The 23,761-nt window shown below is 57.8% G+C and carries 21 protein-coding genes; 5 read left to right on the forward strand and 16 right to left on the reverse strand.

The features are described from left to right. Positions 1-58: 58 nt before the first annotated feature. The 6 genes from H8S59_RS17845 to exbB form a co-directional block, all read right to left on the reverse strand. A complete protein-coding gene (locus H8S59_RS17845) occupies positions 59-1,456 on the reverse strand; it encodes an aminoacyl-tRNA deacylase and HDOD domain-containing protein (protein WP_095092995.1) in 1,398 nt (465 codons plus the stop codon). Between the two features lie 87 nt (positions 1,457-1,543). Beyond that, positions 1,544-3,619: an ATP-dependent DNA helicase RecG gene (gene recG, locus H8S59_RS17850; RefSeq protein ID WP_095092996.1), complete on the reverse strand. Its 2,076-nt coding sequence runs from the start codon at positions 3,617-3,619 to the stop codon at positions 1,544-1,546. Between the two features lie 8 nt (positions 3,620-3,627). Beyond that, positions 3,628-4,551, reverse strand: coding sequence for a hydrogen peroxide-inducible genes activator (locus tag H8S59_RS17855; RefSeq protein WP_027900033.1), 924 nt, complete (start codon positions 4,549-4,551; stop codon positions 3,628-3,630). Positions 4,552-4,642: 91 nt separating this feature from the next. Next, complete coding sequence (locus H8S59_RS17860; RefSeq protein WP_027900034.1) at positions 4,643-5,386, reverse strand: energy transducer TonB; 744 nt, start codon at positions 5,384-5,386, stop codon at positions 4,643-4,645. Beyond that, complete coding sequence (gene exbD, locus H8S59_RS17865) at positions 5,383-5,808, reverse strand: TonB system transport protein ExbD (protein WP_027900035.1); 426 nt, start codon at positions 5,806-5,808, stop codon at positions 5,383-5,385. The genes H8S59_RS17860 and exbD overlap by 4 nt, the downstream gene beginning before the upstream one ends. A 3-nt stretch (positions 5,809-5,811) precedes the next feature. Continuing rightward, on the reverse strand, positions 5,812-6,795 hold the full coding sequence (exbB, locus tag H8S59_RS17870) for a tonB-system energizer ExbB (RefSeq protein WP_187522295.1): 984 nt from the start codon (positions 6,793-6,795) through the stop codon (positions 5,812-5,814). A 217-nt stretch (positions 6,796-7,012) separates the two neighbouring features. Here exbB and H8S59_RS17875 point away from each other — a divergent pair, with 217 nt between their 5' ends. After that, a complete protein-coding gene (locus tag H8S59_RS17875; RefSeq protein ID WP_187522296.1) occupies positions 7,013-7,867 on the forward strand; it encodes an NAD-dependent epimerase/dehydratase family protein in 855 nt (284 codons plus the stop codon). A 264-nt stretch (positions 7,868-8,131) separates the two neighbouring features. Here H8S59_RS17875 and H8S59_RS17880 read toward each other — a convergent pair whose 3' ends face one another. The 6 genes from H8S59_RS17880 to H8S59_RS17905 all read right to left on the reverse strand — a co-directional run bounded on the left by H8S59_RS17880 (position 8,132) and on the right by H8S59_RS17905 (position 13,397). Continuing rightward, on the reverse strand, positions 8,132-8,866 hold the full coding sequence (locus H8S59_RS17880) for a hypothetical protein (protein ID WP_187522297.1): 735 nt from the start codon (positions 8,864-8,866) through the stop codon (positions 8,132-8,134). A gap of 52 nt (positions 8,867-8,918) precedes the next feature. Then, positions 8,919-9,299 (reverse strand): RidA family protein, encoded by a 381-nt coding sequence (locus tag H8S59_RS17885; protein WP_087271644.1) that lies wholly within the window; start codon positions 9,297-9,299, stop codon positions 8,919-8,921. Positions 9,300-9,323: 24 nt separating this feature from the next. Continuing rightward, on the reverse strand, positions 9,324-11,429 hold the full coding sequence (gene spoT, locus H8S59_RS17890; RefSeq protein WP_095093000.1) for a bifunctional GTP diphosphokinase/guanosine-3',5'-bis pyrophosphate 3'-pyrophosphohydrolase: 2,106 nt from the start codon (positions 11,427-11,429) through the stop codon (positions 9,324-9,326). Between the two features lie 60 nt (positions 11,430-11,489). Beyond that, positions 11,490-11,753: a DNA-directed RNA polymerase subunit omega gene (rpoZ, locus tag H8S59_RS17895; protein WP_002551500.1), complete on the reverse strand. Its 264-nt coding sequence runs from the start codon at positions 11,751-11,753 to the stop codon at positions 11,490-11,492. A gap of 146 nt (positions 11,754-11,899) precedes the next feature. Continuing rightward, the gene (gene gmk / locus H8S59_RS17900; protein WP_122396637.1) at positions 11,900-12,520 is read right to left on the reverse strand and encodes a guanylate kinase; all 621 of its coding nucleotides are present in this window, start codon (positions 12,518-12,520) and stop codon (positions 11,900-11,902) included. A 13-nt stretch (positions 12,521-12,533) separates the two neighbouring features. Next, positions 12,534-13,397, reverse strand: coding sequence for a YicC/YloC family endoribonuclease (locus tag H8S59_RS17905; RefSeq protein WP_187522298.1), 864 nt, complete (start codon positions 13,395-13,397; stop codon positions 12,534-12,536). A 286-nt stretch (positions 13,398-13,683) separates the two neighbouring features. On the opposite strand from H8S59_RS17905, the gene rph reads away from it, so the two are divergent. Together rph and H8S59_RS17915 are read left to right on the forward strand one after the other, a co-directional pair. Next, the gene (gene rph / locus H8S59_RS17910) at positions 13,684-14,406 is read left to right on the forward strand and encodes a ribonuclease PH (protein ID WP_027900043.1); all 723 of its coding nucleotides are present in this window, start codon (positions 13,684-13,686) and stop codon (positions 14,404-14,406) included. A 25-nt stretch (positions 14,407-14,431) separates the two neighbouring features. Beyond that, entirely contained in the window at positions 14,432-14,800 is a 369-nt protein-coding gene (locus tag H8S59_RS17915; protein WP_095093003.1) for a DUF4870 domain-containing protein, read from the forward strand. 306 nt (positions 14,801-15,106) lie between these two features. Here H8S59_RS17915 and H8S59_RS17920 read toward each other — a convergent pair whose 3' ends face one another. Beyond that, positions 15,107-15,886, reverse strand: a complete 780-nt coding sequence (locus H8S59_RS17920; RefSeq protein WP_095093004.1) for an exodeoxyribonuclease III — start codon at positions 15,884-15,886, stop codon at positions 15,107-15,109. 82 nt (positions 15,887-15,968) lie between these two features. On the opposite strand from H8S59_RS17920, the gene pyrE reads away from it, so the two are divergent. Both pyrE and H8S59_RS17930 read left to right on the forward strand, forming a co-directional pair. Further along, entirely contained in the window at positions 15,969-16,610 is a 642-nt protein-coding gene (gene pyrE, locus H8S59_RS17925; RefSeq protein WP_087271626.1) for an orotate phosphoribosyltransferase, read from the forward strand. A gap of 48 nt (positions 16,611-16,658) precedes the next feature. Continuing rightward, a complete protein-coding gene (locus tag H8S59_RS17930; protein WP_246475408.1) occupies positions 16,659-17,261 on the forward strand; it encodes a DUF4124 domain-containing protein in 603 nt (200 codons plus the stop codon). Positions 17,262-17,269: 8 nt separating this feature from the next. Here H8S59_RS17930 and H8S59_RS17935 read toward each other — a convergent pair whose 3' ends face one another. The 3 genes from H8S59_RS17935 to H8S59_RS27180 all read right to left on the reverse strand — a co-directional run bounded on the left by H8S59_RS17935 (position 17,270) and on the right by H8S59_RS27180 (position 23,699). Then, positions 17,270-19,834, reverse strand: a complete 2,565-nt coding sequence (locus tag H8S59_RS17935; protein ID WP_187522299.1) for a hypothetical protein — start codon at positions 19,832-19,834, stop codon at positions 17,270-17,272. 333 nt (positions 19,835-20,167) lie between these two features. Then, on the reverse strand, positions 20,168-21,073 hold the full coding sequence (gene argB / locus H8S59_RS17940) for an acetylglutamate kinase (RefSeq protein WP_095093255.1): 906 nt from the start codon (positions 21,071-21,073) through the stop codon (positions 20,168-20,170). 28 nt (positions 21,074-21,101) lie between these two features. Beyond that, the gene (locus H8S59_RS27180; RefSeq protein WP_187522300.1) at positions 21,102-23,699 is read right to left on the reverse strand and encodes a phosphohexomutase domain-containing protein; all 2,598 of its coding nucleotides are present in this window, start codon (positions 23,697-23,699) and stop codon (positions 21,102-21,104) included. Positions 23,700-23,761: the final 62 nt, after the last annotated feature.

Raw genomic sequence — 23,761 nt, forward strand, 5'->3', positions numbered from 1 at the left:
GGTCCCACGTCGTCAATCAGCTTGCGGGCAGACGTAGAATTCCCACAAGGGATCTGCGTTACGAAGAAAACTGCGAAGCCAGTTCCCGCAGCAGCACTTCGGCCTCAAGCACCTTGCGCACTGACTCTTCCGCTTTTTCACGGCTGAGGCTCAAGCGGGCGAACAGTTCGTCGGGGATATCTTCCTTTGGACCCGAACCGATTCCGTTCTGGCGCAGCAAACGTACCGAGAGATACACCAGATTCGCGTAGGCGCTGTGCTCACCATCATAAGTTGGGTCGTGCTGGAAGCGCAGGGCTGTGCATAACTCATCCGGCATGTCCCAGTAGCGCATCAACCACGAGCCCATCTGCTCACGGCTGATCCCCAGCAAATGTTGCTCCACATAGCTGTGGTGCAAGTGCGGGTTAACTTCCAGCTGGCGGCAGATCAGCGAGAAATGCGGCGGGAACACGTGGGCCAGCAGCAGATAACCGAAATTGTGCAGCAGCCCCGCCAGGTAAGTCAGACCCGCTTCCGGGCGCTGGGCACGAGGCATCGCACGGGTCAGGCCTTCAATGACAGCGGCGGTATAAATCGACTGCTGCCAGTAAGGCGTGGTCTGTTGCGGATGATCCTTGGGCAAGCTGAGGGTTTTGCCCAAAGCGAGGCCCAATGCCAGATTGATGACCAGATCAAACCCGAGCACGCGCACGATGGCGTCTTCAACCGAGCGAATCTTGCCAGTCGACGCGTAGTAAGGCGACGCCGCCCAGCTCACGACTTGTGCAGCCAGCGCCGGATCGGTCTCGACGACACCGGTAATGTCATCAATGGTTGCATCGGGGTCGACCCTCAGCTTGATGATCTTCTGCGCAGTTTCGGCCAATGGCGGGATTTCCAGGGTCGCTTCCAGACGCTGCTGGATGCGACGCGCCGTGAAGGCTTGCATGGCCTGGGTGATTTCTTCGCGATCATCATCAGGACGATCGAGATTGGGGTGAATAGTGCTCAGTAGCTCACCAAAATGAGCGGCGCTGGCCTTGTTCAACATGGTCTTGAAATCGTCGCTGCTGATTTCCAGCAGGATGCCGGGCTCGCCCGAACCTATCAGCACCGAAGGCTCTTGCAGCAAACGATCGTCATACAGACACGGCGAACTGGTCAGGGCAGGCAAGCCCGGCAGCACTTGCAGGCTGTGCTTGGCCAGCATCTTCAGCATGCGCGAGTGCGGCACGGCCACCAGCTTGCGACCGGTCAGCTCGGTGATGCGGCTGAGGTCCAGCAATTGGCTTTGCGGGAACAGGATCAGAAGTGCGCCGACGGCATCCTCGACCAGGACCGCCTGGACTCTTCGTGCTGCTGGCAGGTGCGGGGAATCATCAACCTCTCGGTAGCTGATCGCTAGTTTGCCAAGCAACTGCCGAATGACGGACGGGGCGTGAGGCGCTTCATCGACGTGGGCAACTTCTGTCATGACGGGTATCCAATTTCCTACAGTCGCTGAAGTATAACCAGCTTGGGTGTTTCCGGTGTGATGCGATCATCAAAGCGACGATTTGCATCACACCTGACCGTATTGTTGCCCATGACGCAACCAGCGTTCGAGCAGCGGGCTGACATGTTGCGGCCAGCGCTCGATCAGGGCCTGAGCCGCGTCGCGGACGGCGGGCAACAGGTCTGCGTCGCGCATCAGGTCGGCGACTTTGAATTGCAGCAGGCCGGTTTGCCGGGTTCCAAGCATCTCGCCAGGGCCGCGCAATTCCAGATCTTTCTCGGCAATCACAAAGCCATCGTTGGTTTCACGCATGATGCCCAACCGCTGGCGGCCTATTTGAGAAAGCGGCGGATGGTAAAGCAGCACGCAATGGCTGACAGCACTGCCTCGCCCGACCCGGCCGCGCAACTGGTGCAACTGAGCAAGCCCGAGTCGTTCCGGGTTCTCGATGATCATCAGGCTGGCATTGGGCACGTCCACGCCAACCTCGATCACAGTCGTCGCCACCAGCAATTGCAGCGCACCCTGCTTGAATTCGGCCATGACGGCTGCCTTTTCGGCCGGTTTCATGCGGCCGTGGATCAACCCGACGCGAAATTCACCCAATGCACTGGTCAGCTCTTCGAAGGAGGTTTCCGCCGCCTGACACGTCAGTTCTTCGGACTCCTCGATCAACGTGCAGACCCAATACGTCTGCCGACCTTCCGCACAGGCAGCACGCACACGCTCAATCACTTCGATGCGCCGGGTGTCGACCACCAGCACTGTGTTGACGGGGGTACGTCCGGGTGGCAGCTCATCAAGGATCGAGGTATCCAGATCCGCATAGGCGCTCATCGCCAGCGTGCGTGGAATCGGCGTGGCCGTCATGATCAACTGGTGCGGACACATCAGGCCGCCAACGCCCTTCTTGCGCAGGGCCAGACGCTGCTGCACGCCAAAACGGTGCTGCTCGTCGATGATCACCAAGGCGAGATTCTTGAAATGCACTTCGTCCTGAAACAGCGCGTGGGTGCCGACCACCATTGGCGCGCCGCCCGCGATCTGCTCAAGAGAGCTGGCCCGAGCTTTGCCCTTGAGCTTGCCCGCCAGCCAGGCGGTCTCAATGCCCAGCGGTTCCAGCCAGCGCTTGAAGTTGATGTAGTGCTGCTCGGCAAGAATCTCGGTCGGCGCCATCAACGCAACCTGATAACCAGCCTCCAGCGCCTGCAGCGCGGCCAGGGCAGCCACCACGGTTTTGCCCGCGCCCACGTCGCCCTGAATCAAACGCAGCATTGGCTCCGGCTGACTCAAATCGTAGGCCACTTCCTTGCCGACACGTTGCTGCGCCCCGGTGGGCGAGAAGCCGAGATTGGCGAGAAACTGTTTTGGCAACTTCTTCGCCAGCGGCAACGCCGGAGCCCGTTGCGAGCGCAGGCTCTCGCGCAAACGCTGCTGGGAAAGCTGATGGGTCAGTAGCTCTTCAAACGCCAATCGATGCTGGGCCCAGTGATGGCCAAGGGCGAGTTCTTCGACATCGGCGTCTGCGGGCGGGTGATGCAGATAGCGGATCGCGTCATCCAGTGGCGCGAGCTGATAATCCCGGGCGAGCTCTTCAGGCAGCCAGTCGGGCAGACTTTTTGGCCCAAGCATGGTCAGCGTTTGCTGGCTTAACTGGCGCAAACGTTGCTGGGTCAGGCCTTCGGTCGTCGGGTAAATCGGCGTGAGCGTTTGCTCCACGGGCGCGGGTTCGCTGCCGGTCAGCGCACGGTATTCCGGGTGATAGATTTCCAGACCTGATGCGCCGGGCCTTGCTTCACCGAAACAGCGGATGTGGGTGCCGCGCTTGAGTGCGTCTTTCTGCGCGTTACTGAAGTGATAGAACCTCAGGCTGAGGCTTCCGGTGCCATCGTTCAGTCGCACCAGCAGGCTGCGTCGCTTGCCCATCACCACATCGGCGCCGCTTACGGTCCCTTCAATCACCGCGTCCTGGCCGGGGCGCAACTGACCGATAGGCACAACACGGGTCCGGTCCTGATAACGCAGCGGCAAGTGAAACAACACGTCCTGCAGATTTTCCAGACCGACCTTGGCGAGCTTCTCGGCCATGGCCTCGCCGACACCCTTCAGCGCGGTGACCGAGACTTGAGACAACTCGCTCATGGGCCCACTCAGCTCGCTTGGGTTTTCGGACGTGCCACAGAGCACAGACGCACGGAGTCCGCGAGGATCTCAATCGCCTTGGGCCGCGGGAAGCTGGCGCGCCAGGCAATCGCGACGGTACGGAACGGAACCGGTGGCGTCAGCGGACGCACTTCGATCACACCAGGTGCGTAATGATGGCTGTCCACCGCCGACATTGGCAGGATCGAAATCCCCAGGCCGGAAGCAACCATGTGGCGAATGGTTTCCAGGGAGCTGGATTCCACCGTGGTGTGCTTGGCACCTTCGCTGCCCTTGGTCAGGGTCGGGCAAGCCTCAAGCACCTGATCACGGAAGCAATGACCTTCGCCCAGCAGCAACAGGCTCTTGTCGTTGAGCGCCGAAGCGTCGATGGTTTCTTTCTGAGTCCATGGGTGATCTGCAGGCATCAGGACGTAGAACGGCTCGTCATAAAGCTGCATGGTCAGCACGTCGGCTTCATTGAACGGCAGGGCGATGATGATCGCATCCAGCTCACCGTTACGCAGTTTGTCGCGCAGCACGTGAGTGAAGTTTTCTTCGATATACAACGGCATTTGCGGGGCGACCCGGTGCAGTTGCGGAATCAAATGCGGGAACAGGTAAGGGCCGACGGTGTAGATCGCACCGACTTTGAGGGGCGCGGTTAGCTGGTTTTTGCCAGCCTGGGCCAACTCACGGATGCCTTGGGCCTGTTCCAGAACCTTTTGTGCCTGAGCGACGATGCCTTCACCCACTGGCGTCAGACGCACAGCACTCTTGCTGCGCTCGAAAATAAGCACACCCAGTTCATCTTCAAGCTTTTTGACGCCCACCGACAATGTCGGCTGACTGACGTGACAGCGTTCAGCCGCGTGGCCGAAGTGCTGTTCCTGAGCAAGGGTAACGATGTAGCGCAATTCTGTGAGAGTCATAACGTGCGTCCATGAAGTTGCGGCCCCAGCATAGCGGCTGCAATCGATAGACGCACGTTATCAAGTAACTGCGTTGTATCAAAATTACGAGCTAACGCCGATCAAGTGAATAAACGAACGGAGCCAGGATCTCGATAGTGCCGTTGTTCAACGTTTCCGCTGGCGGTTTAGGCAATGGCTGGGCACGACGGATCATCTCCATGGTGGCCCTGTCCAGCGACGGACTGCCTGAGCTGCCTGCAATCGAATACGACAACACGTTGCCATCGGCATCAACCACAAAGCGCAGACGAGCGACCCCTTGCATGCCGCGACGGCGAGCGTCTTCCGGGTACTTCTTGAACTTGGCCAGATGCTTCAGCAAATCGCCCTGCCAGGTAGGCAGCGCATTGCTCGGCGGCGCAGGCTGACTGGGCGGCGTTGGCGCAGCCGATTTCTCGACCTTGGCCGTCGTCGGCGGTGTATCGACCTGCTTCTCGTCAGCGGGCAAATCCTTCGGCGGCTCAGGCTTTTTCACCGGCTTTGGCGGCTGAGGCTTGGGTTTGGGCTTGACCACAGGCTTGGGCACAGCAATTTCTGCCTTTTCGACTTCAGCTACCTTGGGAATGATTTCTTCCTCGGGCGCTGGAGGCTGAGGCGGCTGAACCACTTGCGGTGGCGGCGGCGGGGCCGGTTCTGGCTCAGGTGCCAACTCCACCATCATGGCCGCCGGAGGCAGCTCGATGGCCTGGGATGCAGGCCACCGGAGCGCGACCACGATCGCAATGGCATGCACGGCCAGCACCAACAACAGACTACCGCTATAGCGCGTCAGTTTTTGGCGCGTACTGATCATTTCTTACCAACCGTCTCTAGACCGACCAGACCGACTTTGAGGTAGCCCGCACTGCGCAGGGCGTTCATCACCTCCATAAGGTCACCGTAATCCACGCCTTTATCAGCCTGGAAGAAAATCGTGGTGTCCTTCTTGCCCTTGGTTCGGGCGTCGAGGATCTGACCCAGTTGCTCAGGAGCGACTTTGTCGTCGCCCAGGTACAAGCTCTGATCAGCCTTGACGCTGAGGAACACCGGCTTCTCGGGTCGGGGCTGCGGCTTGGCGGTCGAGGCAGGCAGGTCGACTTTGATATCAACCGTCGCCAGAGGCGCTGCCACCATGAAGATGATCAGCAGTACCAACATGACGTCGATGAACGGCGTTACGTTGATTTCGTGGTTTTCGGCGAGATCGTCGTCGCCTTCTTTCAGATGCATGCCCAAGGTTTAGCCCACCTTGACCATGTGCGGCGACTGAGTACGGTCGGCGGTCGGCTGGTGATCGAGATCACGGCTGACCAGCAGGAGTACCTGTGCCGAAGCATCGGAAACCTGTGCCTTGTAACCGGCAATGGAGCGAGCGAAGACGTTGTAGATGACAACCGCAGGAATCGCTGCGACCAGACCCAGCGCGGTCGCCAGCAAAGCTTCAGCGATGCCCGGCGCAACCACGGCGAGGTTGGTGGTCTGGGTTTTGGCGATACCGATGAAGCTGTTCATGATGCCCCACACGGTCCCGAACAGACCTACGAACGGCGCAGTCGAACCGATGGTGGCCAGCACGCCGGTCCCCATGCTCATGTTACGCCCACAGGCAGCAACCAGACGCTCAAGACGGAAGCTCACGCGCTCTTTGATACCTTCACGTTCGCGGCTGTTGACCGACAACCGCATCTCTTCCATGGCGTCATGTACGAGCAGATTCGCCAGCGTTCCTTCCTTGGCAGCGCTTTCGCTGGCTTCGGACAGGGTACGAGCCTTTTTCAGGTTGGCGATTTCAGTGCGCAGACGACGTTTGGCACCCAGCAATTCGAAACCCTTGGCGATCCAGATAGTCCAGGTAATGATCGAAGCAATCGCCAGACCGATCATTACGGCTTTAACGATGATGTCCGCGTTCTGATACATGCCCCACGGCGACAGGTCATGGGACATGCCGAGGCTGTTATCCTCGGGCTCGACAATCGCAGGGCCTTCAACTGGCGCTGTGCTTTCCTGCGCAACCGGTGCAGTGGTTTGCGCCGACGGAGCATTGGTCGTCGCCGGAGCCGTAGCAGGAGCCGGTGATGTGGCTGGATTAGTGGGGGAAGCCTGACCAGCGAAAGCGGCAGGTGCAAGCATCAGGCTCAGCAGCAGAGCTGCGATACCACGCCATGCACGCGGCAGGCTGGGTAGCTGGGTTGGCGAAGCGGAGGAGGTAGTACGTGTCATGCTGGCCGGACCTGAGTAAAGAAGAAGGTGGGTCGCTCTGCTACGTCGCGCTGGAGCGTTCGACGTCAGGAGGAGAACAAACGGGCCGGTATTATTGCAAGTAATTCTTGTTAACAAAAGTAATAGAGTATCTTTTTTTCCATCATACGCATCTGGCTGGTCAGCTTTGGCCCATGTTTCAGGCCGTCTGGCCCGCATTGTTTGTAGGGAGTCCAACATGTCTACACCTTCTGTCCTGATCGCTGGCTGCGGCGATATCGGAAGTCGTCTGGCCACGCAGTTGCTGTCTCTAGGCTGGGTCGTGCATGGCCTGCGCCGCACCATTTCCTTGCTGCCCGAAGGCGTGAATGGCGTGGCTGGCGACCTGTTCGACCCGACGATTCCCACCACCTGGCCCACTACAGCCATCGATTATCTGGTGTATTGCGCTACGCCTACCGAGCGCGATGAGACAGGCTACCGCGCCGCCTATGTTGAAGGTCAGCAGCGGGTGCTTCACTGGCTGAACGAGCGTGGTCAGCAACCCAAGCGGGTGATTTTTGTGTCCAGCAGTGGTGTTTATGGCCAGCAAAACGGAGAGTGGGTGGACGAAACATCACCAACCGAAGCCGACACCTTCTCGGGCAAGATCATGCTCGAGGCCGAGCAGGTCGCACTGAACAGCGGCTTTCCGGCCAGCATCGTGCGCTTGACCGGCATTTACGGCCCCGGCCGCAATGACCTGTCGAACCGGGTGCGCCAGGGTTACAGTGTGACAATTGACCCGCCTTTATATGGCAACCGGATACACGCCGACGACGCCGCGGGCTTGCTCGCCTTGCTACTGAAGTCAGACGCTCAAGGCGTTGCGCTTGAGGATTGTTACATTGGGGTGGACGACGCGCCCGCACCCTTGGCAGAGGTCGTGCAATGGATACGCGAGTATCTGGGCGTGACGCATTGGGCCGAAGGCGCCGCCGTGCGCCGGGCGGGCAGTAAACGATGCAGTAATGCGAGAGCCAAAGCACTGGGCTGGGTGCCGAGGTATCCGACTTATAAGGAAGGGTATGAGGTGTTGCTGGGGTCTGATTGAGTACCCCCCATGGAAGCAACCACGCTGTCGCCCAGCAAACTCGATCTCCTGTGGGAGCGGTGCTTGCCCGCGATAAGAACAACACGATTTATCCTTCAGATCGCGTCGCCCTTATCGCGGGCAAGCACCGCTCCCACATAAAAATCGTATACGTTCAATGACTTCTACGCTTGATAAAAGCTACCGAAGGATGCGAAATCAGTATGCCTGACACACCATTGTTCGCAGCCTTCGGCAGCTCCTACAGAAAAACCGTGTTGCTGATTAATTCAACTCAAGCAACCAGCGACGCGGGCCTGGGCGTAGCTCTGGCATCTGGTCAGCTTCTGCGGCATTGACGGCCTGGAAAATCTCCAGCTGTTTGCCTTTGCGAGAGAAAATCCAAGGATTGCCCTGCTCGTTTTTCTCCAGCCACATGCTGTCGTACTCGCCGCTCATGGCTGCGCAATCGCCGGCCAAACACAACGCGTAACGGTCATTGTCCGGCAAGCCCTGAATGCTGCCATCCGGTTTGAATTGCACGGTATTGCCCTGGCCGTCGCCGCTGACGATGGTCCATTTGCCGCCCATGTAGGCGCCGTACAACGCAGCTTCGAAGCTTGCACCGGTTGGCGCACCATCCGCAGCAGGGGTTTTCGGGTGTTCGAAACGCTGCTCAGGCCCTGACTCGCTGGCCGCTTGAACCAGTTCGTCGCCCTTGACCTGCAGGTCTTCGACAAAGTTGTAGTAGTCGATGCGCAACTTGCCGTCAGCGGCGCTGGTAATTTTACCCTCACCGACTTCAAAGCCGTTGGAGTACAAGGCCTGGCTGGTTTTGGTATCGATCTGCCATTCCAGATTCGGGCCGTTGGCGAGCAGGGCCTGACGCAGGTTGTCGCCTTTTACGGCGGCTTCGATAGCCGCTTGATTGATCCACGTGCCGTCAGGATTGCGGTCAGCGTGGCTGGCACAGCCGCTCAAAAAAACGGCCGTCAGCGAGAGGGCGAGCGCAAAGCGCATAGCAGGTCCTTCCTTAATCAGCTGCAGCGGGGCTGCGAACCCCGCAGGAGTGTTATTCGATGACGAGAATTGCGTCCATCTCGACCTGCGAACCACGCGGCAATGCGGCAACGCCGATGGCGGCGCGGGCCGGGTATGGCTGTTCGAAGTATTTGCCCATGATTTCGTTGACCGTGGCGAAGTTACCCAGATCAGTCAGGAAGATGTTCAGCTTGACGATGTCCTTGAACGAACCGCCCGCAGCTTCGGCAACCGACTTCAGATTTTCAAAGACCTGGACGACCTGGGCTTCGATGCCTTCAACCAGCTCCATGGTCTTAGGATCGAGTGGAATTTGCCCGGACATGTAGACGGTATTGCCAGCTTTGATCGCCTGAGAGTAAGGGCCGATGGCCGCAGGGGCTTTGTCGCTGGTGATTACGGTCTTGGTCATGAAGAACTCCTGTTGAATGATTGGCTACGCACGCATGCGGGTAATTCGAATGACCCCGGCCAAGGCGCGCAGTTTTCGGATGACGCGGGCCAGATGTACACGGTCATGCACGCTGACCACCAACTGGACGACGCTGATACGACCATCGCGCTCGTCCATGCTGATTTTCTCGATATTGCCGTCGGCCGCGTTGACGCTGCTGGCCAACAGAGCGATCAAACCGCGCTGATGCTCCAGCTCGACGCGCAATTCGACGTTGAACTCGCCGGTAACGTCCTTGGCCCAGGACAGCTGGATGCACTTTTCCGGGTTGTGGCGGATTTCACTGATATTGCGGCAGTTGTCCAGGTGTACGACCATGCCTTTGCCTGCCGAAAGATGACCCACAATCGGGTCGCCCGGGATCGGCGTGCAGCACTTGGCGTAACTGAGCACCAGCCCTTCAGTGCCGCGAATCGCCAGCGGGCCTTCGGTGCTGGGCAACTGATCGCCTTCGCCCAGCAGTCGACGAGCAACCACATAAGCCATGCGATTGCCGAGACCGATATCTTCGAGGAGGTCTTCAATGACCTCGACCCGGTATTCGGCCAGCACCGGCTGAACGCGCTCGGCGGAGATTTTCTCCAGACTGCTTTCGAAGCCGTTCAACACCTTGTTGAGCAGACGCTCGCCCAGGCTGATGGACTCGGAGCGACGCTGCAGCTTGAGCGCGTGACGAATGTGCGTACGCGCCTTGCCGGTGACGACAAAGTTCAGCCACGCGGGATTCGGACGCGCGCCCGGCGCGCTGACAATTTCGACGGTCGAGCCGCTCTGCAACGGCTCGGAAAGCGGCGCCAGACGACGATTGATCCGACACGCGATGCAGCTGTTGCCCACATCAGTGTGAACGGCATAAGCAAAGTCGACCGCCGTGGAGCCTTTAGGCAGCTCCATGATCCGGCCTTTGGGCGTGAAGACATAAACCTCGTCCGGGAACAGGTCGATCTTCACGCTCTCGATGAATTCCAGAGAGTTGCCGGCACGCTGCTGCATTTCCAGCACGCCTTTGACCCACTGGCGAGCACGGGCGTGGGTGCCCTTGGGCACTTCGTCATCCGAGGATTTGTACAGCCAGTGAGCAGCAATCCCGTTGTTGGCCATCTCTTCCATTTCCCGGGTGCGGATCTGGATTTCAATGGGCACGCCATGCATGCCGAACAACGTGGTGTGCAACGACTGATAGCCGTTGGCCTTGGGAATTGCGATGTAATCCTTGAAGCGACCCGGCAGTGGCTTGTACAAATTATGCACAGCGCCAAGCACGCGGTAGCAGGTGTCGACCTTGTCGACGATGATGCGGAACGCGTAGACATCCATGATTTCATTGAAGGCGCGACGCTTGCCGCGCATCTTCTTATAAATGCCGTACAGGTGTTTCTGCCGCCCGCTGACCTCGCCTTCGATCTCATCGACCGCCAGGCAATGGCTCAGGGAATCTTCGATCTTGTTGACCAGCTCTTTGCGATTGCCCCGGGCGCGCTTGACCGCCTGGCCAATCCGCGAGGATCGCATCGGGTACATGGCCTTGAAGCCGAGATCTTCGAATTCGATACGAATGCTGTGCATACCCAGCCGATTGGCGATGGGTGCATAGATTTCCAGGGTTTCCTTGGCAATGCGTCGGCGCTTTTCACCCGACAACACTTCAAGCGTGCGCATGTTGTGCAGGCGGTCAGCGAGCTTTACCAGGATCACGCGGATATCGCGCGCCATGGCCATGGCCATTTTCTGGAAATTTTCAGCCTGGGCTTCTGCTTTGGTCTCGAAATTCATCTGGGTCAGTTTGCTGACCCCGTCGACCAATTCAGCCACGGTCTCGCCAAACTGTGCGCACAGCGCTTCTTTGGCAATACCGGTGTCTTCAATAACGTCATGCAGCATGGCAGCCATCAGGCTTTGATGGTCCATGTGCATATCGGCAAGGATGTTCGCCACCGCAAGAGGATGCGTGACATAAGCTTCGCCGCTGCGACGGCGCTGGCCGTCGTGGGCTTGCTCGGCGTAGAAATACGCGCGGCGGACCAGGTTTACCTGTTCCTTGCCGAGATAGGTCGAAATGCGATCGGCGAGGGCGTCTATGCTCGGCAAGGCGCTACCCCCTGCCAATGACTTTTACCCTGCGCCGTACTACGTCGACACGGCATAGGCTTAGACGGCCTCGTTGGACTCGTCTTCGAACGCCGCGAACAATGGTTCATCTTCAACGATTTCAGCTTCTGCGATTACAGCGTAATCCATCAGGCCAGCCGCGATTTCACGCAGCGCCATAACGGTAGGCTTGTCATTTTCCCACGCCAGCTTTGGTTCTTTGCCGCCGGTAGCCAGTTGACGGGCACGCTTTGTAGAGAGCATGACCAGCTCAAAGCGGTTATCCACGTGTTCTAGGCAGTCTTCAACGGTTACGCGGGCCATGGGTATTCCTCGTAGCAAATGCGGATGCGCGATGCCCGGATGGGCGAGCGGACTCGGTAGTTTACAAGCTGCAAGCCATAAGCTTCAAGCGCCAAGCCACGAGCGGTCTTATTTAGACCACGCGCAAGACACTCAAAGCCCTGCTTTCAGGCCAGCAATTGTTCAAGCAGACCGCTGAAACGCTGCTGCTGATGGGTCTGAGTCAAGAGATTGGCCCGGAAAATCGCTTTCAGATCTTCCAGCGCGGAGGCGAAATCATCGTTGATCACGATGTAGTCGTATTCGGCGTAATGGCTCATTTCGCTGACCGCTTCACGCATCCGCCCCTCAATGATCTCGTCGCTGTCCGTACCACGATTGGTCAGGCGCTGACGCAATGCCTGCTGGGTCGGCGGCAAAATGAAGATAGAGCGCGCATCAGGCATGACCTTGCGTACCTGCTCGGCACCCTGCCAGTCGATCTCCAGAATCAGGTCATGACCTTCGTCCAGGGTCTGCTGCAAGTGGCTCCGGGAAGTGCCATACATATTGCCGAAGACTTCCGCCTGCTCCAGGAAATCACCATGCTCGATCATGAACTCGAACTGGGTGCGATCGACGAAGTGATAGTTCACGCCGTCGACTTCGCCCGGACGCATGGCCCGGGTGGTGTGCGAAACGGAAACCCGAATCTGCGGCTGCGCGTTGACCAGGGCGTTGACCAGACTGGTCTTGCCTGCACCAGAGGGTGCGGAAACGATGTACAGGGTGCCGGTGCTGTGTGTCATGTCGGAATTAGCCTTACTCAATATTCTGGACTTGTTCGCGCATCTGCTCGATCAACACTTTGAGGTTGACCGCAGCCTGGGTGCTACGCGGATCGAAAGCTTTGGAGCCGAGGGTATTGGCCTCACGGTTGAGTTCCTGCATCAGGAAATCCAGACGACGTCCGGCCTGACCGCCTGCCTTGAGCACGCGACGCACTTCCGTGACGTGGGTATTGAGACGATCCAGCTCTTCGGCCACATCGCTTTTCTGGGCCAGCAACACCATTTCCTGCTCCAGACGCTGCGGATCAAGCTCGGCCTTCATGTCGGCGAAGCGATCCAGCACCTTCTGACGCTGGGTCGCCAGCATCTGCGGCACCAGACTTTTCAGAGTCGAAACCTCGGTAGTGATGGAATCCAGACGCTCATTGAGCAGCTTGGCCAGGTCGGCACCTTCGCGGCCACGACCGTTTTTCAACTCGCCCAAGGCGTCATTGAACAGCGTCAGCGCCTCTTTGTTGAGGGCTTGCGGGTCGGTGGCATCACCCACCAGAACGCCGGGCCAGGCCAGCACTTCCAACGGATTCAGGGCAGCAGGCTGCTTGATCAGGCTGGCCACAATTTCCGCCGCCGCGACTAACTGTCCGGCGCGCTCGCGATCCACCTGCAGCGGCTTGCCGGCGGTTTCTTCAACGAAACGCAGCGTGCATTCCACTTTGCCCCGGGACAGGCCCTGGCGCAGCGCTTCACGGATCGCACTTTCCAGGTCACGAAAGGACTCCGGCAGACGCAGATGCGGCTCCAGATAGCGATGATTCACCGAGCGTAGCTCCCAGCTCAGTGTGCCCTGAGTGCTGGCCCGTTCGACCCGGGCAAAAGCCGTCATGCTGTGGACCATGGGAATACCTCTGTAATCCGGTGAACAGAATATGCCGCGATCCGCGATAACTGGATGTCACGAAAAAACGGCAGTCTGTAAAGGCGCAGGATTGTAGCGCAGTGCGACCCCTGCCCCCAATCCACTAATGCGACATGCGATGCATGGCATTTGCTCAACCGGGCAAATACCCGAATCAGAGCCCTGCCAGCCCAACGGTTTGGTATCCAATGGTTTTAGATGTGCCCAGCGCCGACTTGCACCTCTATAATGCTCGGCAGTTTTCCGTCTCAGTACAGGTATCCAGATGAAACGTCCAAGTGGTCGCGCCGCCGATCAGCTCCGCTCGATCCGCATCACCCGCAACTACACCAAGCACGCCGAAGGTTCTGTGCTGGTTGAGTTTGGTGACACCAAAGTGATCTGCACGGTCAGCGTCGAGAATGGCGTACCTCGCTTCCTCAAAGGCCAGGGCCAGGGCTGGTTGACCGCGGAATACGGCATGCTGCCACGCGCAACCGGCGAGCGTAACCAGCGTGAAGCCAGCCGTGGCAAACAAGGCGGCCGCACCCTGGAAATCCAGCGCCTGATCGGTCGTTCACTGCGCGCCGCACTGGACATGTCCAAGCTGGGCGACGTCACGCTGTATGTCGATTGCGATGTCATCCAGGCTGATGGCGGCACCCGCACAGCGTCTATTACTGGCGCCATGGTCGCTCTGGTTGATGCGCTGAAAGTTATCAAGAAACGTGGTGGCCTCAAAGGCGGCGACCCGCTCAAGCAAATGATTGCGGCCGTTTCGGTTGGCATGTATCAGGGCGAGCCGGTTCTCGATCTGGACTATCTTGAAGATTCCGCAGCCGAAACTGACCTCAACGTGGTGATGACCAGCTCGGGCGGCTTTATTGAGGTTCAGGGCACTGCCGAAGGCGCTCCGTTCCAGCCTGAAGAGCTCAACGCCATGCTGGCATTGGCGCAAAAAGGCATGACCGAACTGTTCGAACTGCAGACCGCCGCACTGGCCGACTGATCAAAGCAGCCAGCAGGAGACGAATATGAGTGACAGCCAAATGCCCGTTCCAGCCCCCAGCTCGGAAGCTCGCCAATGGGCGATGTTCTGTCACTTCGCTGCGTTCCTCGGCATGATCTTCCCGTTCGGCAACCTGCTGGGCCCGCTGATTCTGTGGCAACTCAAGAAGGACTCCGATCCGTTCATTGATACTCACGGCAAGGAAGCACTGAATTTCCAGATCACGGTTTCGCTAGCCATGGTCGCGTGCTTCTTTCTGATGCTGCTCGTGATCGGCTTCGTGCTGATAGGGCTCGTCGGCGTCGGCGCACTGGTGCTGACGATCATTGCCGGCATCAAGGCGAATGAAGGCGTGGCGTATCGGTATCCGTTTACATGGCGGTTGATCAAATAGGATTTATATCTGTAGGAGTGCCCCCGGCACCGCGAAGGCTCAGGCTTGCCGCGTTCAAAGGTAGGAGGCAACTTGTTGGCGAGAGGGTTTGACGCGGTTCTCCAGACACGCCGCCCTCGCGAACAAGTTCGCTCCTACCCCGGCCGTGGAGTCAGGCTTGCCGCGTTCAAAGGCAGGAGGCAACTTGTTGACGGATAGGGGCTGACGCGGTTCTCCAGACACGTCGCCTCGCGAACAAGCGCGGCCCTACAAACAATAGCCATGAAAAAGCCGACACGAAGTCGGCTTTTTTGTGGGCGATGGATACTAGATCGTTAGCGTCCAGTCGTAATCCACTACCAGCGGTGCGTGCTGCGAGAAGCGCGGCTGACGCGGCAGGCGTGCGCTACGCACGAAGCGTCGCAGGCCTGGTGTCAGCAACTGATAGTCGAAGCGCCAGCCGAGATTGAGCATCTCCGCCTGCTCGCTATCCGGCCACCAGCTGTACTGATCACCTTCACGGCTGACTTCACGCAGGGCATCAACATAACCCATGGTGCCGACAATCTCGTCCAGCCAGGCACGCTCAGGCGCGAGGAAGCCAGGAGATTGCTGGCTGTCACGCCAGTTCTTGATGTCGAGCTTCTGCTGCGCCACGTACAACGAGCCGCAATAAATGTACTCACGACGCTTGCGCCGTTGTTTGTCCAGGTATTTGCCGAAATCATCCATGAGCTTGAATTTCTGATTCAAGTCTTCGTCGCCGTTCATTCCCGAAGGAAGCAGCAAGGTGGCAATACTGACTTTGTCGAAATCTGCTTGCAGGTAACGCCCGTAGCGGTCGGCTGTTTCAAAGCCAAGGCCGCTGATTACCGCCTTCGGTTGCAGCCGCGAGTAAAGCGCCACGCCACCTTGGGCCGGAACTTCAGCTTCGCACGCGTAAAGGAAATAGCCATCCAGCTGATAGGCTGGGTCGTCCAGTTCGAAGGCGGATGCGCGGGTGTCCTGAAGGCAGATGACGTCGGCATTCTGAGCCTGCAGCCAACTGAGCAAACCGCGCTCGACTGCCGCTTGAATGCCATTTACGTTCACACTGATGATCCGCATAAATGGCCCCAAAAATCACGTGCGTGTATGATACCCGAGCTCTACCTAATTAGCTAAATCCGTGGTATTCGGGGCTTTTTTCATGCAGGCGTATCAACGCGATTTCATCCGTTTTGCCATCGACCGTGGGGTTTTGCGGTTCGGTGAGTTCACTCTCAAGTCCGGACGCACCAGCCCGTACTTCTTCAATGCCGGCCTGTTCAACAGCGGTTCGGCCCTTGCGCAGCTGGGTCGTTTCTACGCCGCAGCGGTGGTCGAGAGCGGTATTTCCTTCGATGTACTGTTCGGCCCAGCCTACAAGGGGATTCCTCTGGCGGCCGCAACAGCCGTGGCATTGGCCGAACACCACGGGCGCGATTTGCCCTGGTGCTTCAACCGCAAGGAAGCCAAGGCACACGGAGAAGGCGGAAGTCTGGTTGGCGCACCGCTAACCGGTAATGTGCTGATCATCGACGACGTGATCACCGCTGGCACCGCAATTCGCGAAGTCATGCAGATCATCAAGGGCCAGGAAGCGACTGCGGCGGGCGTGCTGATTGCACTTAACCGTCAGGAACGCGGCAACGGCGAGCTTTCGGCCATTCAGGAAGTGGAACGCGACTTCGGAATCCCGGTGGTCAGCATTGTATCGCTCAACCAGGTGCTGGAGTTCCTTGCCGACGATCCTCAACTCAAGCAGCATCTGCCTGCTGTTGAGGCTTATCGGGCGCAGTTCGGGATCTAGGAGCGTCATGTCCGTCGCCATTCGGATTGAGACATCAAGGATGTTTGAATGACTAAGCCACGCTTGGTTTGCTTGCTGCTGTCTCTTGCTATCAGTCCGTTTGCAGCGACACAGGCTGCCGACACCCCTCAGCCGTCACTCTATCGCTATGTTGATAGCCGCGGCGTGACCGTGCTGGATCGTCAGGGTGTACCGCCTGAGTACGTTGCCAAGGGCTATGAAGTGCTCAATGCCCAAGGCCGCGTTGTTCAAGTGGTGCCACCCGCGCCAACCGCCGATGAGATCCATCGGGCCCAGGCCCAGAAGGCCCAGGCGAGTGCAGACGCGCAGTTGCTCAACCTCTACAGCAATGTCGAGGACGTCGATCGCGCCAAGGCCCGCAAGCTTTCCGAACTGGATGCATTGATTGCCCTGGCGCAAGGCAACCTCAAAGGCCTGGACACCCAGCAGGCGTCGTTACAGGGGCAAGCAGCGGATCTGGAGCGGGCCGGTAAACCGGTGCCTCAATCACTGATTGACCAGTTGAGTGATCTTCGCGACCAGCAACACGACCTCGGCCTGAATATAAAGCGCTATCAGCAAGCTCGCGCTGACGCCGAGGCGGCGTTCAATCAGGATAAAGCCCGTATTCAGCGGCTGACGGCTCAATAAGCTGCGCCTCAAGCTGAATCATCTGCACCCTCAGCAGGCGCTGTGCGTAGCAATTCCGCCGCCAGCGCCGGACCGTATGAATACCCGGAAGCGGTGTTGACGAGATAAGTCCTCACGGAGCCATCAACCGTCGGAAAGTCCCGAACTGGCACATCAGCAACACCGTTGATCATCGTAGCCAACCTGTCGCCAATCGCTATCGGACGCCATTTATCCGGGCTTGCGGCAGACTCCAGACCATTGATATAGGCAAACTCGCCAGGCTTGCCCAGTGTTTGACCGACGGCTTCGTGCAATTTATATGTAGATTTGAGGAGTAGTGCGGCCATTCCGCTGAAGGGTCCCACTCGATAGAACAACCCGTCGAATGGGTTCAAGCCGCGTAAGTAAGAGGCACTCGCGTCGGAAACAAAGTTGCCGGTCAACTTTGCCAATGCTGGAAGACGGCGAGCAATGACAGGCGCGCCAGCGTTCAAAGCCAACGACACAAAGCCTTTGGCAAATTTAAAGGCAGGTGATGCCAGGATCAAACCGACATCGATCGCACAACTAATGGCTGGCGCCTCGTCATTTTGTACTGCGTTGAAGCAGCTAAGCCCCGGAATAAAGGTCGCCAACATACGCAATACCGGAGGATAGTTCGCACTGACGAATTCAGAGCCCGTCTGACTCCTGTTCTCCTTCAACCAGTTTTCCTGATTGAAAAACAGATGTTCCTTGGCAACGATATGACCTAAACCTCTGAACCGCTGTGATGACAGCGGGCTGGTCAAAGGAACAGCCTCCAGCCTGCCTGGCAGTGCCGTGTAGATCCGCACCGGTAACGCATTAGTCTTGATGTTGGCTCTTGGGGCTTTAAATTTTTCATAGGCCTCCCAATCCAGAGGCAACGGCCCGGCTCGTCGGCGGAGTAGACGGGGCTTTAATATAAGGTTGCCATCCGGTAATTGGGACAGGCTCGGGTTGCGCACCGCGATGCCCAGCAGAGGGAACATTTCATAAGCAAAAGCGTTGTCAGCTTGCCTGCAGACCAGAACAAAACCAGCTCGGCCCCGCGCCAATTGGCGGTCTTGTCGGGTTTCCTCATCAACTCGTTTACCGGTCGGTTGCTCAAGCGCATACAAGTAGACCGTTCCATACTGAATGGCCCGCCTATCGGCATAAGGAATCTCTGCGATCAGCTTTTCTACCATGCAAGAGTAGGCGCTCTGCGCATCGCGAACATATTGCTCAAACGCTTTGCGATACAGGGCATCCACATCAATTCCTTTCAAATGTTCAATCTGCTCGTTATAAAAACTCTCATAAAATTCCTTTTGAGAAACCAGGTGAGATGGAATGACCGGTTCAAATTGATCGGTCCCGTTTTTCATGAACCCCGCAACGAATACATCGAGCAAATAAAACTCGCCTGAGGGGATACGAGGTGAGGGGTTACGAAGTGAATATTCAACTCTCTTCCAGAACGTCGTCGGCCGCATGGTTAGGTGCAGTAAGGCTTTAGCGTTGAATGCCCCTAGCACCTCATTGAATTTCTTTAAACCGATGTCCGGCCGGTACGGTGCTTTGCGCAACAACGTACCAATAGCAGTCACTACCTTATTTTGGTGTGCGTCGAGAGCCTCGATGGCCGTCTGGACTTCAGAAGGGGAATAACCTGGCGAAGCCCTGATAGGTAAAACACCATTGACGACGGCCCATTGAAGCGCAGGGGCAATACGCGTCTGAATAATGATGTTTCTCTCGTCACCCGTTGCCGAATGAAACATCTTGAGGGGTAACGCCAGCAACTGCTCGTAGCTCATCGTCGGTGACGAACCTGGAGAAAGGGCTTCCACCAAAGCAACACCATGGGCAAAGTTAACCCACTCCCCATTGCCATAACGAAGAGTGCCAGGCGTTTCCTTTATAACCATCTCGGGAGCAATCGGCGCCAGGATATAGGCAGCCAGGCGCGCCAAATGACTGGAGCGCGCCCCCTGAGCGTTACACGTCTTCTCCTCCAGGAAATCTTCGAACTCCTTCTGAATGTCCGTTAACGGACGCCCCCAATTCTCCGGCTTGCCGAACTCATACCCGGCGATGTACCCGGGCTGGCGATGCTCCGGCGGGTCGAGCTCCAGAATCAGCGCCTTCCATACCAACTGCCTGATAACCATCGGGTCAATAGATTCGTTATCTGCCGCCCCATACCAACCCAACACCGTATTCAGCCGACGGCCTATTGTCTGGCCTTCTGCGCTGCTCAACATATCGTCCAGCAACTGCTTGAGTTGCTCATCAGACATACTCGAAGCATCAACCAGCCGCCGCCAGGACAGTAACTGCAACAGGCTTGTCAGCTCAAACTCGACACCGGCTACGCCATCGTTTTGGGCCTCCAATACAGACAGCGCCTCCAGACGCGTAGCCACACTTTGCTCTTGCACATAAGCACGAACGGTTGTCTGGATCAGCTGCAACTGGACCGGGTTGAGCAATGGTGCCAACGCATTCACGCCATACCCTCGACGGGGCTGGACCTCTTGCGGTGATGGTGTCGGTGGTGGAACAGGTGTAATGGGCGTGTTCATTGAAGATATTCTCGATATGAGGAAAGTCTCCCGACGTTCTCCAATCACGAACACAAGTTATGCAGGGCTTATCAACGGGTGTGCAGCGGTATTTCATCATGTTGAGTCAGGGGTTTCTTTGAGCCTCCTAAATGCATCAAACCAAACCAGCCCCCTGAAATGAAACGCTGGACCGGTAGGAGCTGCCGAAGGCTGCGAATTGCGGTGAGTCAGGCAGGACGCCATCGCAGCCTTCGGCAGCGCCTACGGTTCAGGACTGATATACGACCGCGACAACAGACATAAAAAAGCCCCACCGACATCGGCAGGGCTTTCATGAAGCATTTAGCTTGATCAGTGACGCTTGCGATTGCTGATCAGAGTACCTACACCGGTGTCGGTGAAGATTTCCAGCAGTACGGCATTCGGCACGCGGCCGTCAATGATGTGCGAGGTGGTCACGCCGCCTTGCACTGCTTCCAGCGCGCATTTGATCTTCGGCAGCATGCCGCCGTAGATCGTGCCATCGGCGATCAGGCCGTTGACTTGCTCGGTGGTCAAGCCGGTCAGTACCTGGCCTTGCTTGTCCATCAGGCCTGCAATGTTGGTCAGCAGCATCAGCTTTTCAGCCTTGAGGGCTTCAGCAACTTTGCCTGCCACCAGATCGGCGTTGATGTTGTAGGACTCGCCGTCTGCACCCACGCCAATTGGCGCGATGACCGGGATGAAATCGCCTTTTACCAGCATGTTCAGCAGGTCGGTATTGATCCCGACTACTTCGCCGACATGGCCGATATCGATGATTTCAGGCTTGGTCATTTCCGGCGTCTGACGTGTAACAGTCAGGCGCTTGGCGCGGATCAGCTCGGCGTCTTTACCGGTCAGGCCGATGGCGCTGCCGCCATGACGATTGATCAGATTGACGATGTCCTTGTTAACCTGGCCGCCCAGAACCATTTCCACCACATCCATGGTTTGCGCGTCAGTGACACGCATACCATCGATGAAGTGGCTCTCGATCGACAACCGCTTGAGCAGATCACCGATCTGAGGCCCCCCGCCGTGAACCACTACCGGGTTGATGCCAACAGCCTTCATCAACACGATGTCGCGCGCAAAGCCGGTTTTCAGCTCGTCGCTCTCCATGGCGTTACCGCCGTACTTGATCACCAGCGTCTTGCCAACGAAGCGGCGAATGTAAGGCAGCGCTTCGGACAATACTTTGGCGACGTTGGCGGCGGAATCACGTTCGAGGGTCATTCAAGGCTCCAGTCAAAGGAAAAAACAATCAGAACGGAAGTTGAAGGTCCGGCGCAACCTTTTTCAGTTCGGCGTGGAACACATCCTTGATACGTTGCAGCTCGGCTTCGGTTTCGGCCTCGAAACGCAGCACCAGTACCGGTGTTGTGTTGGAAGCGCGAACCAGACCCCAACCTTTCGGATAGTCCACTCGCACGCCGTCAATGGTGGTCAGCTTGGCATCGCCCCACTGAGCATCTTTCTCCAGTGCTTCTATGATGCTGAACTTGGTGGTGTCAGTCACTTTGATGTTGATTTCAGGCGTCGAAATATCATTCGGGAAAGTCTCGAACAGGTCTTCAGCCGATTGCGATTCCTGACTGAGGATCTCCAGCAGGCGCGCAGCACTGTAGATGCCGTCGTCGAAACCGAACCAACGCTCTTTGAAGAAGATGTGGCCGCTCATTTCGCCCGCGAGCAGCGCGCCGCTTTTCTTCATTTCTTTCTTGATCAACGAATGACCGGTCTTCCACATTACCGGGCGGCCGCCATGCTGCTGAATCAAAGGCGTCAAGCGACGGGTGCATTTGACGTCGAAAATGATATCGGCACCCGGGTTACGCTTGAGCACGTCCAGCGCGAACAGCATCAGCAGGCGGTCTGGATAGACCACGTTGCCTTTGTTGGTGACAACGCCAACACGGTCGCCGTCGCCGTCGAACGCCAGGCCCAAATCAGCGCCGGTTTCTTTAACCTTGGCGATCAGGTCCTGAAGGTTTTCCAGCTTGCCCGGATCCGGGTGATGGTTCGGGAAGTTGCCGTCCACTTCAGCGAACAGCGAAATCACTTCGCAACCCAGCGCTTCGATGAGTTGTGGCGCGATGACACCGGCAGCGCCGTTGCCGCAGTCCACGACCACTTTCATCTTGCGGGCCATGACGATGTCTTCTTTGATCTGCTTGAAGTAGCGATCAAGGATGTCGACTTTAGTGATGCTGCCTTTGGCCGAGGTCAGATTGCCAGTCTTGATGCGCTCGTGCAGCGCCTGGATCTGCTCGTTGGCGAGGGTATCGCCAGCAATGACGATTTTGAAACCGTTGTAATCCTTGGGGTTGTGGCTACCGGTCAACATCACACCAGTCTTGCCCGCCAATACGTTGGCCGCGTAATACAAGGCAGGTGTTGGCACCAGGCCAACGTCACTGACGTGACAACCGCTGTCGTGCAGACCCTGGATTAGCTGTTGAACCAACTCGGGGCCGGAAAGGCGTCCATCGCGGCCAACACTGACGTTGGGCTCGTTCTGGGCCAGGCTTTCGGAGCCAATGGCGCGACCAATCCAATACGCCGTTTCGGCGCTAAGGGTGTCACCCACGATGCCGCGGATGTCATAGGCGCGGAAAATATCGTCAGGAAACTTTGGTGCCACAGATGCTGGATTGCTCATAACTGGGGGGTGCTCCGATCTCAGGAAGTCCTGGTTTTCGTCGAGGATGTCGATATCGAGAATGTCGGTATCTTGAAACAGCGGATCGGTCCAGCCGTCACCCGTGGCAACGTGTGGAGCCGATGCTGAAGCACTGCGTGTCTTTAAGTCGGTCATCTTGGAGCCAGGAGCCAAGCCTGACCCATCCCTCTTATCAACGATTTCCGTTACCGGTTGTTGAATGGAAGGTGAAAAACAGGCAAGACGTCTAGCCAGCCCATTGAGGACCGGCAGGCCCAAACCGAAGGGTTTGACGGCTTTTCCGCGAGAGAGTTCTTCGAGCAGCTGATCCAGTTGTCGGACATCGGCGCAAATGCCCCGTTGTAGAGCCCTTTCATTGAGGTAAAGACCCAGCAAAACACCGGTTAGAGCGACTAATGCCGCCAGCGTCAGCAATAGCCAGGGAGGTGAGGAAGCAAGTCCCGGGCCGGGCGTGAACTCCAGCTTCCAGTTCGCATACCCGGTGTCCAGCCGTTGCGGTTTAGCGCCATCAGCTTCGCCGCGTTGCAGTAAAACCTGCTCTGGACCGTTGCCAAACTGCTGAATCAAACGTATCCGGCCCGTGGATTCAGGCATGACGGGAAGCGCATTGAGCAGGCGTTGCGGATCGAAGGCCAGCAACAGCGTGCCACCGACCGGGGCGGCTGGATCAGAGCGCAACGGCGCTGCGCTGTAGATCATCCAGCGCTCGCCGACTGCGCGAGCCTCAGGCACAGGCTCCTCGCCACGAGTGACTTTGTTGAGCATGTCCAGCGTGGAGAAACTGACAGGCAACCCACCCTGGCTGCCGATATCCGACATGCCTAAAGGATTGAGACGAGCGCCGAGTACGCCGTCGCGAAACCGCATCCGGTTTTGCGCTTCGTCGATGAGAGAAGGGTTACCGCTTTGCAATGCTTGAAGGAGCGCAGGATCCCGGGCCGCGGCCTGCGTCTCGGCACCGATCTGCTTGAGAGCCAGCGCCACCGCCGAGGCCTGAGTACCGCCCCACGCTTGCTCAAGGTGCTGACGACCCTGAGGATTGCTGGTCAGGGCGAGATAGACCAGAGCGCCGGCGATGATCAGAGCGATCAGCGCAGGAAAAATACCGGGAGCCAGCACAGCCAGACTTGGCGCCGGAGGCTGGATATCGGATGTTGCATGCTGTTGGCTGCCTTGCACCTGAACGCTCCCCGGTCATTCATCCTGAAGCTGGACAGTCACTCACCCGACGCCGGGCCGCC

This window comes from Pseudomonas folii (assembly GCF_014357575.1).
Classification (GTDB): Bacteria; Pseudomonadota; Gammaproteobacteria; order Pseudomonadales; family Pseudomonadaceae; genus Aquipseudomonas; species Aquipseudomonas folii.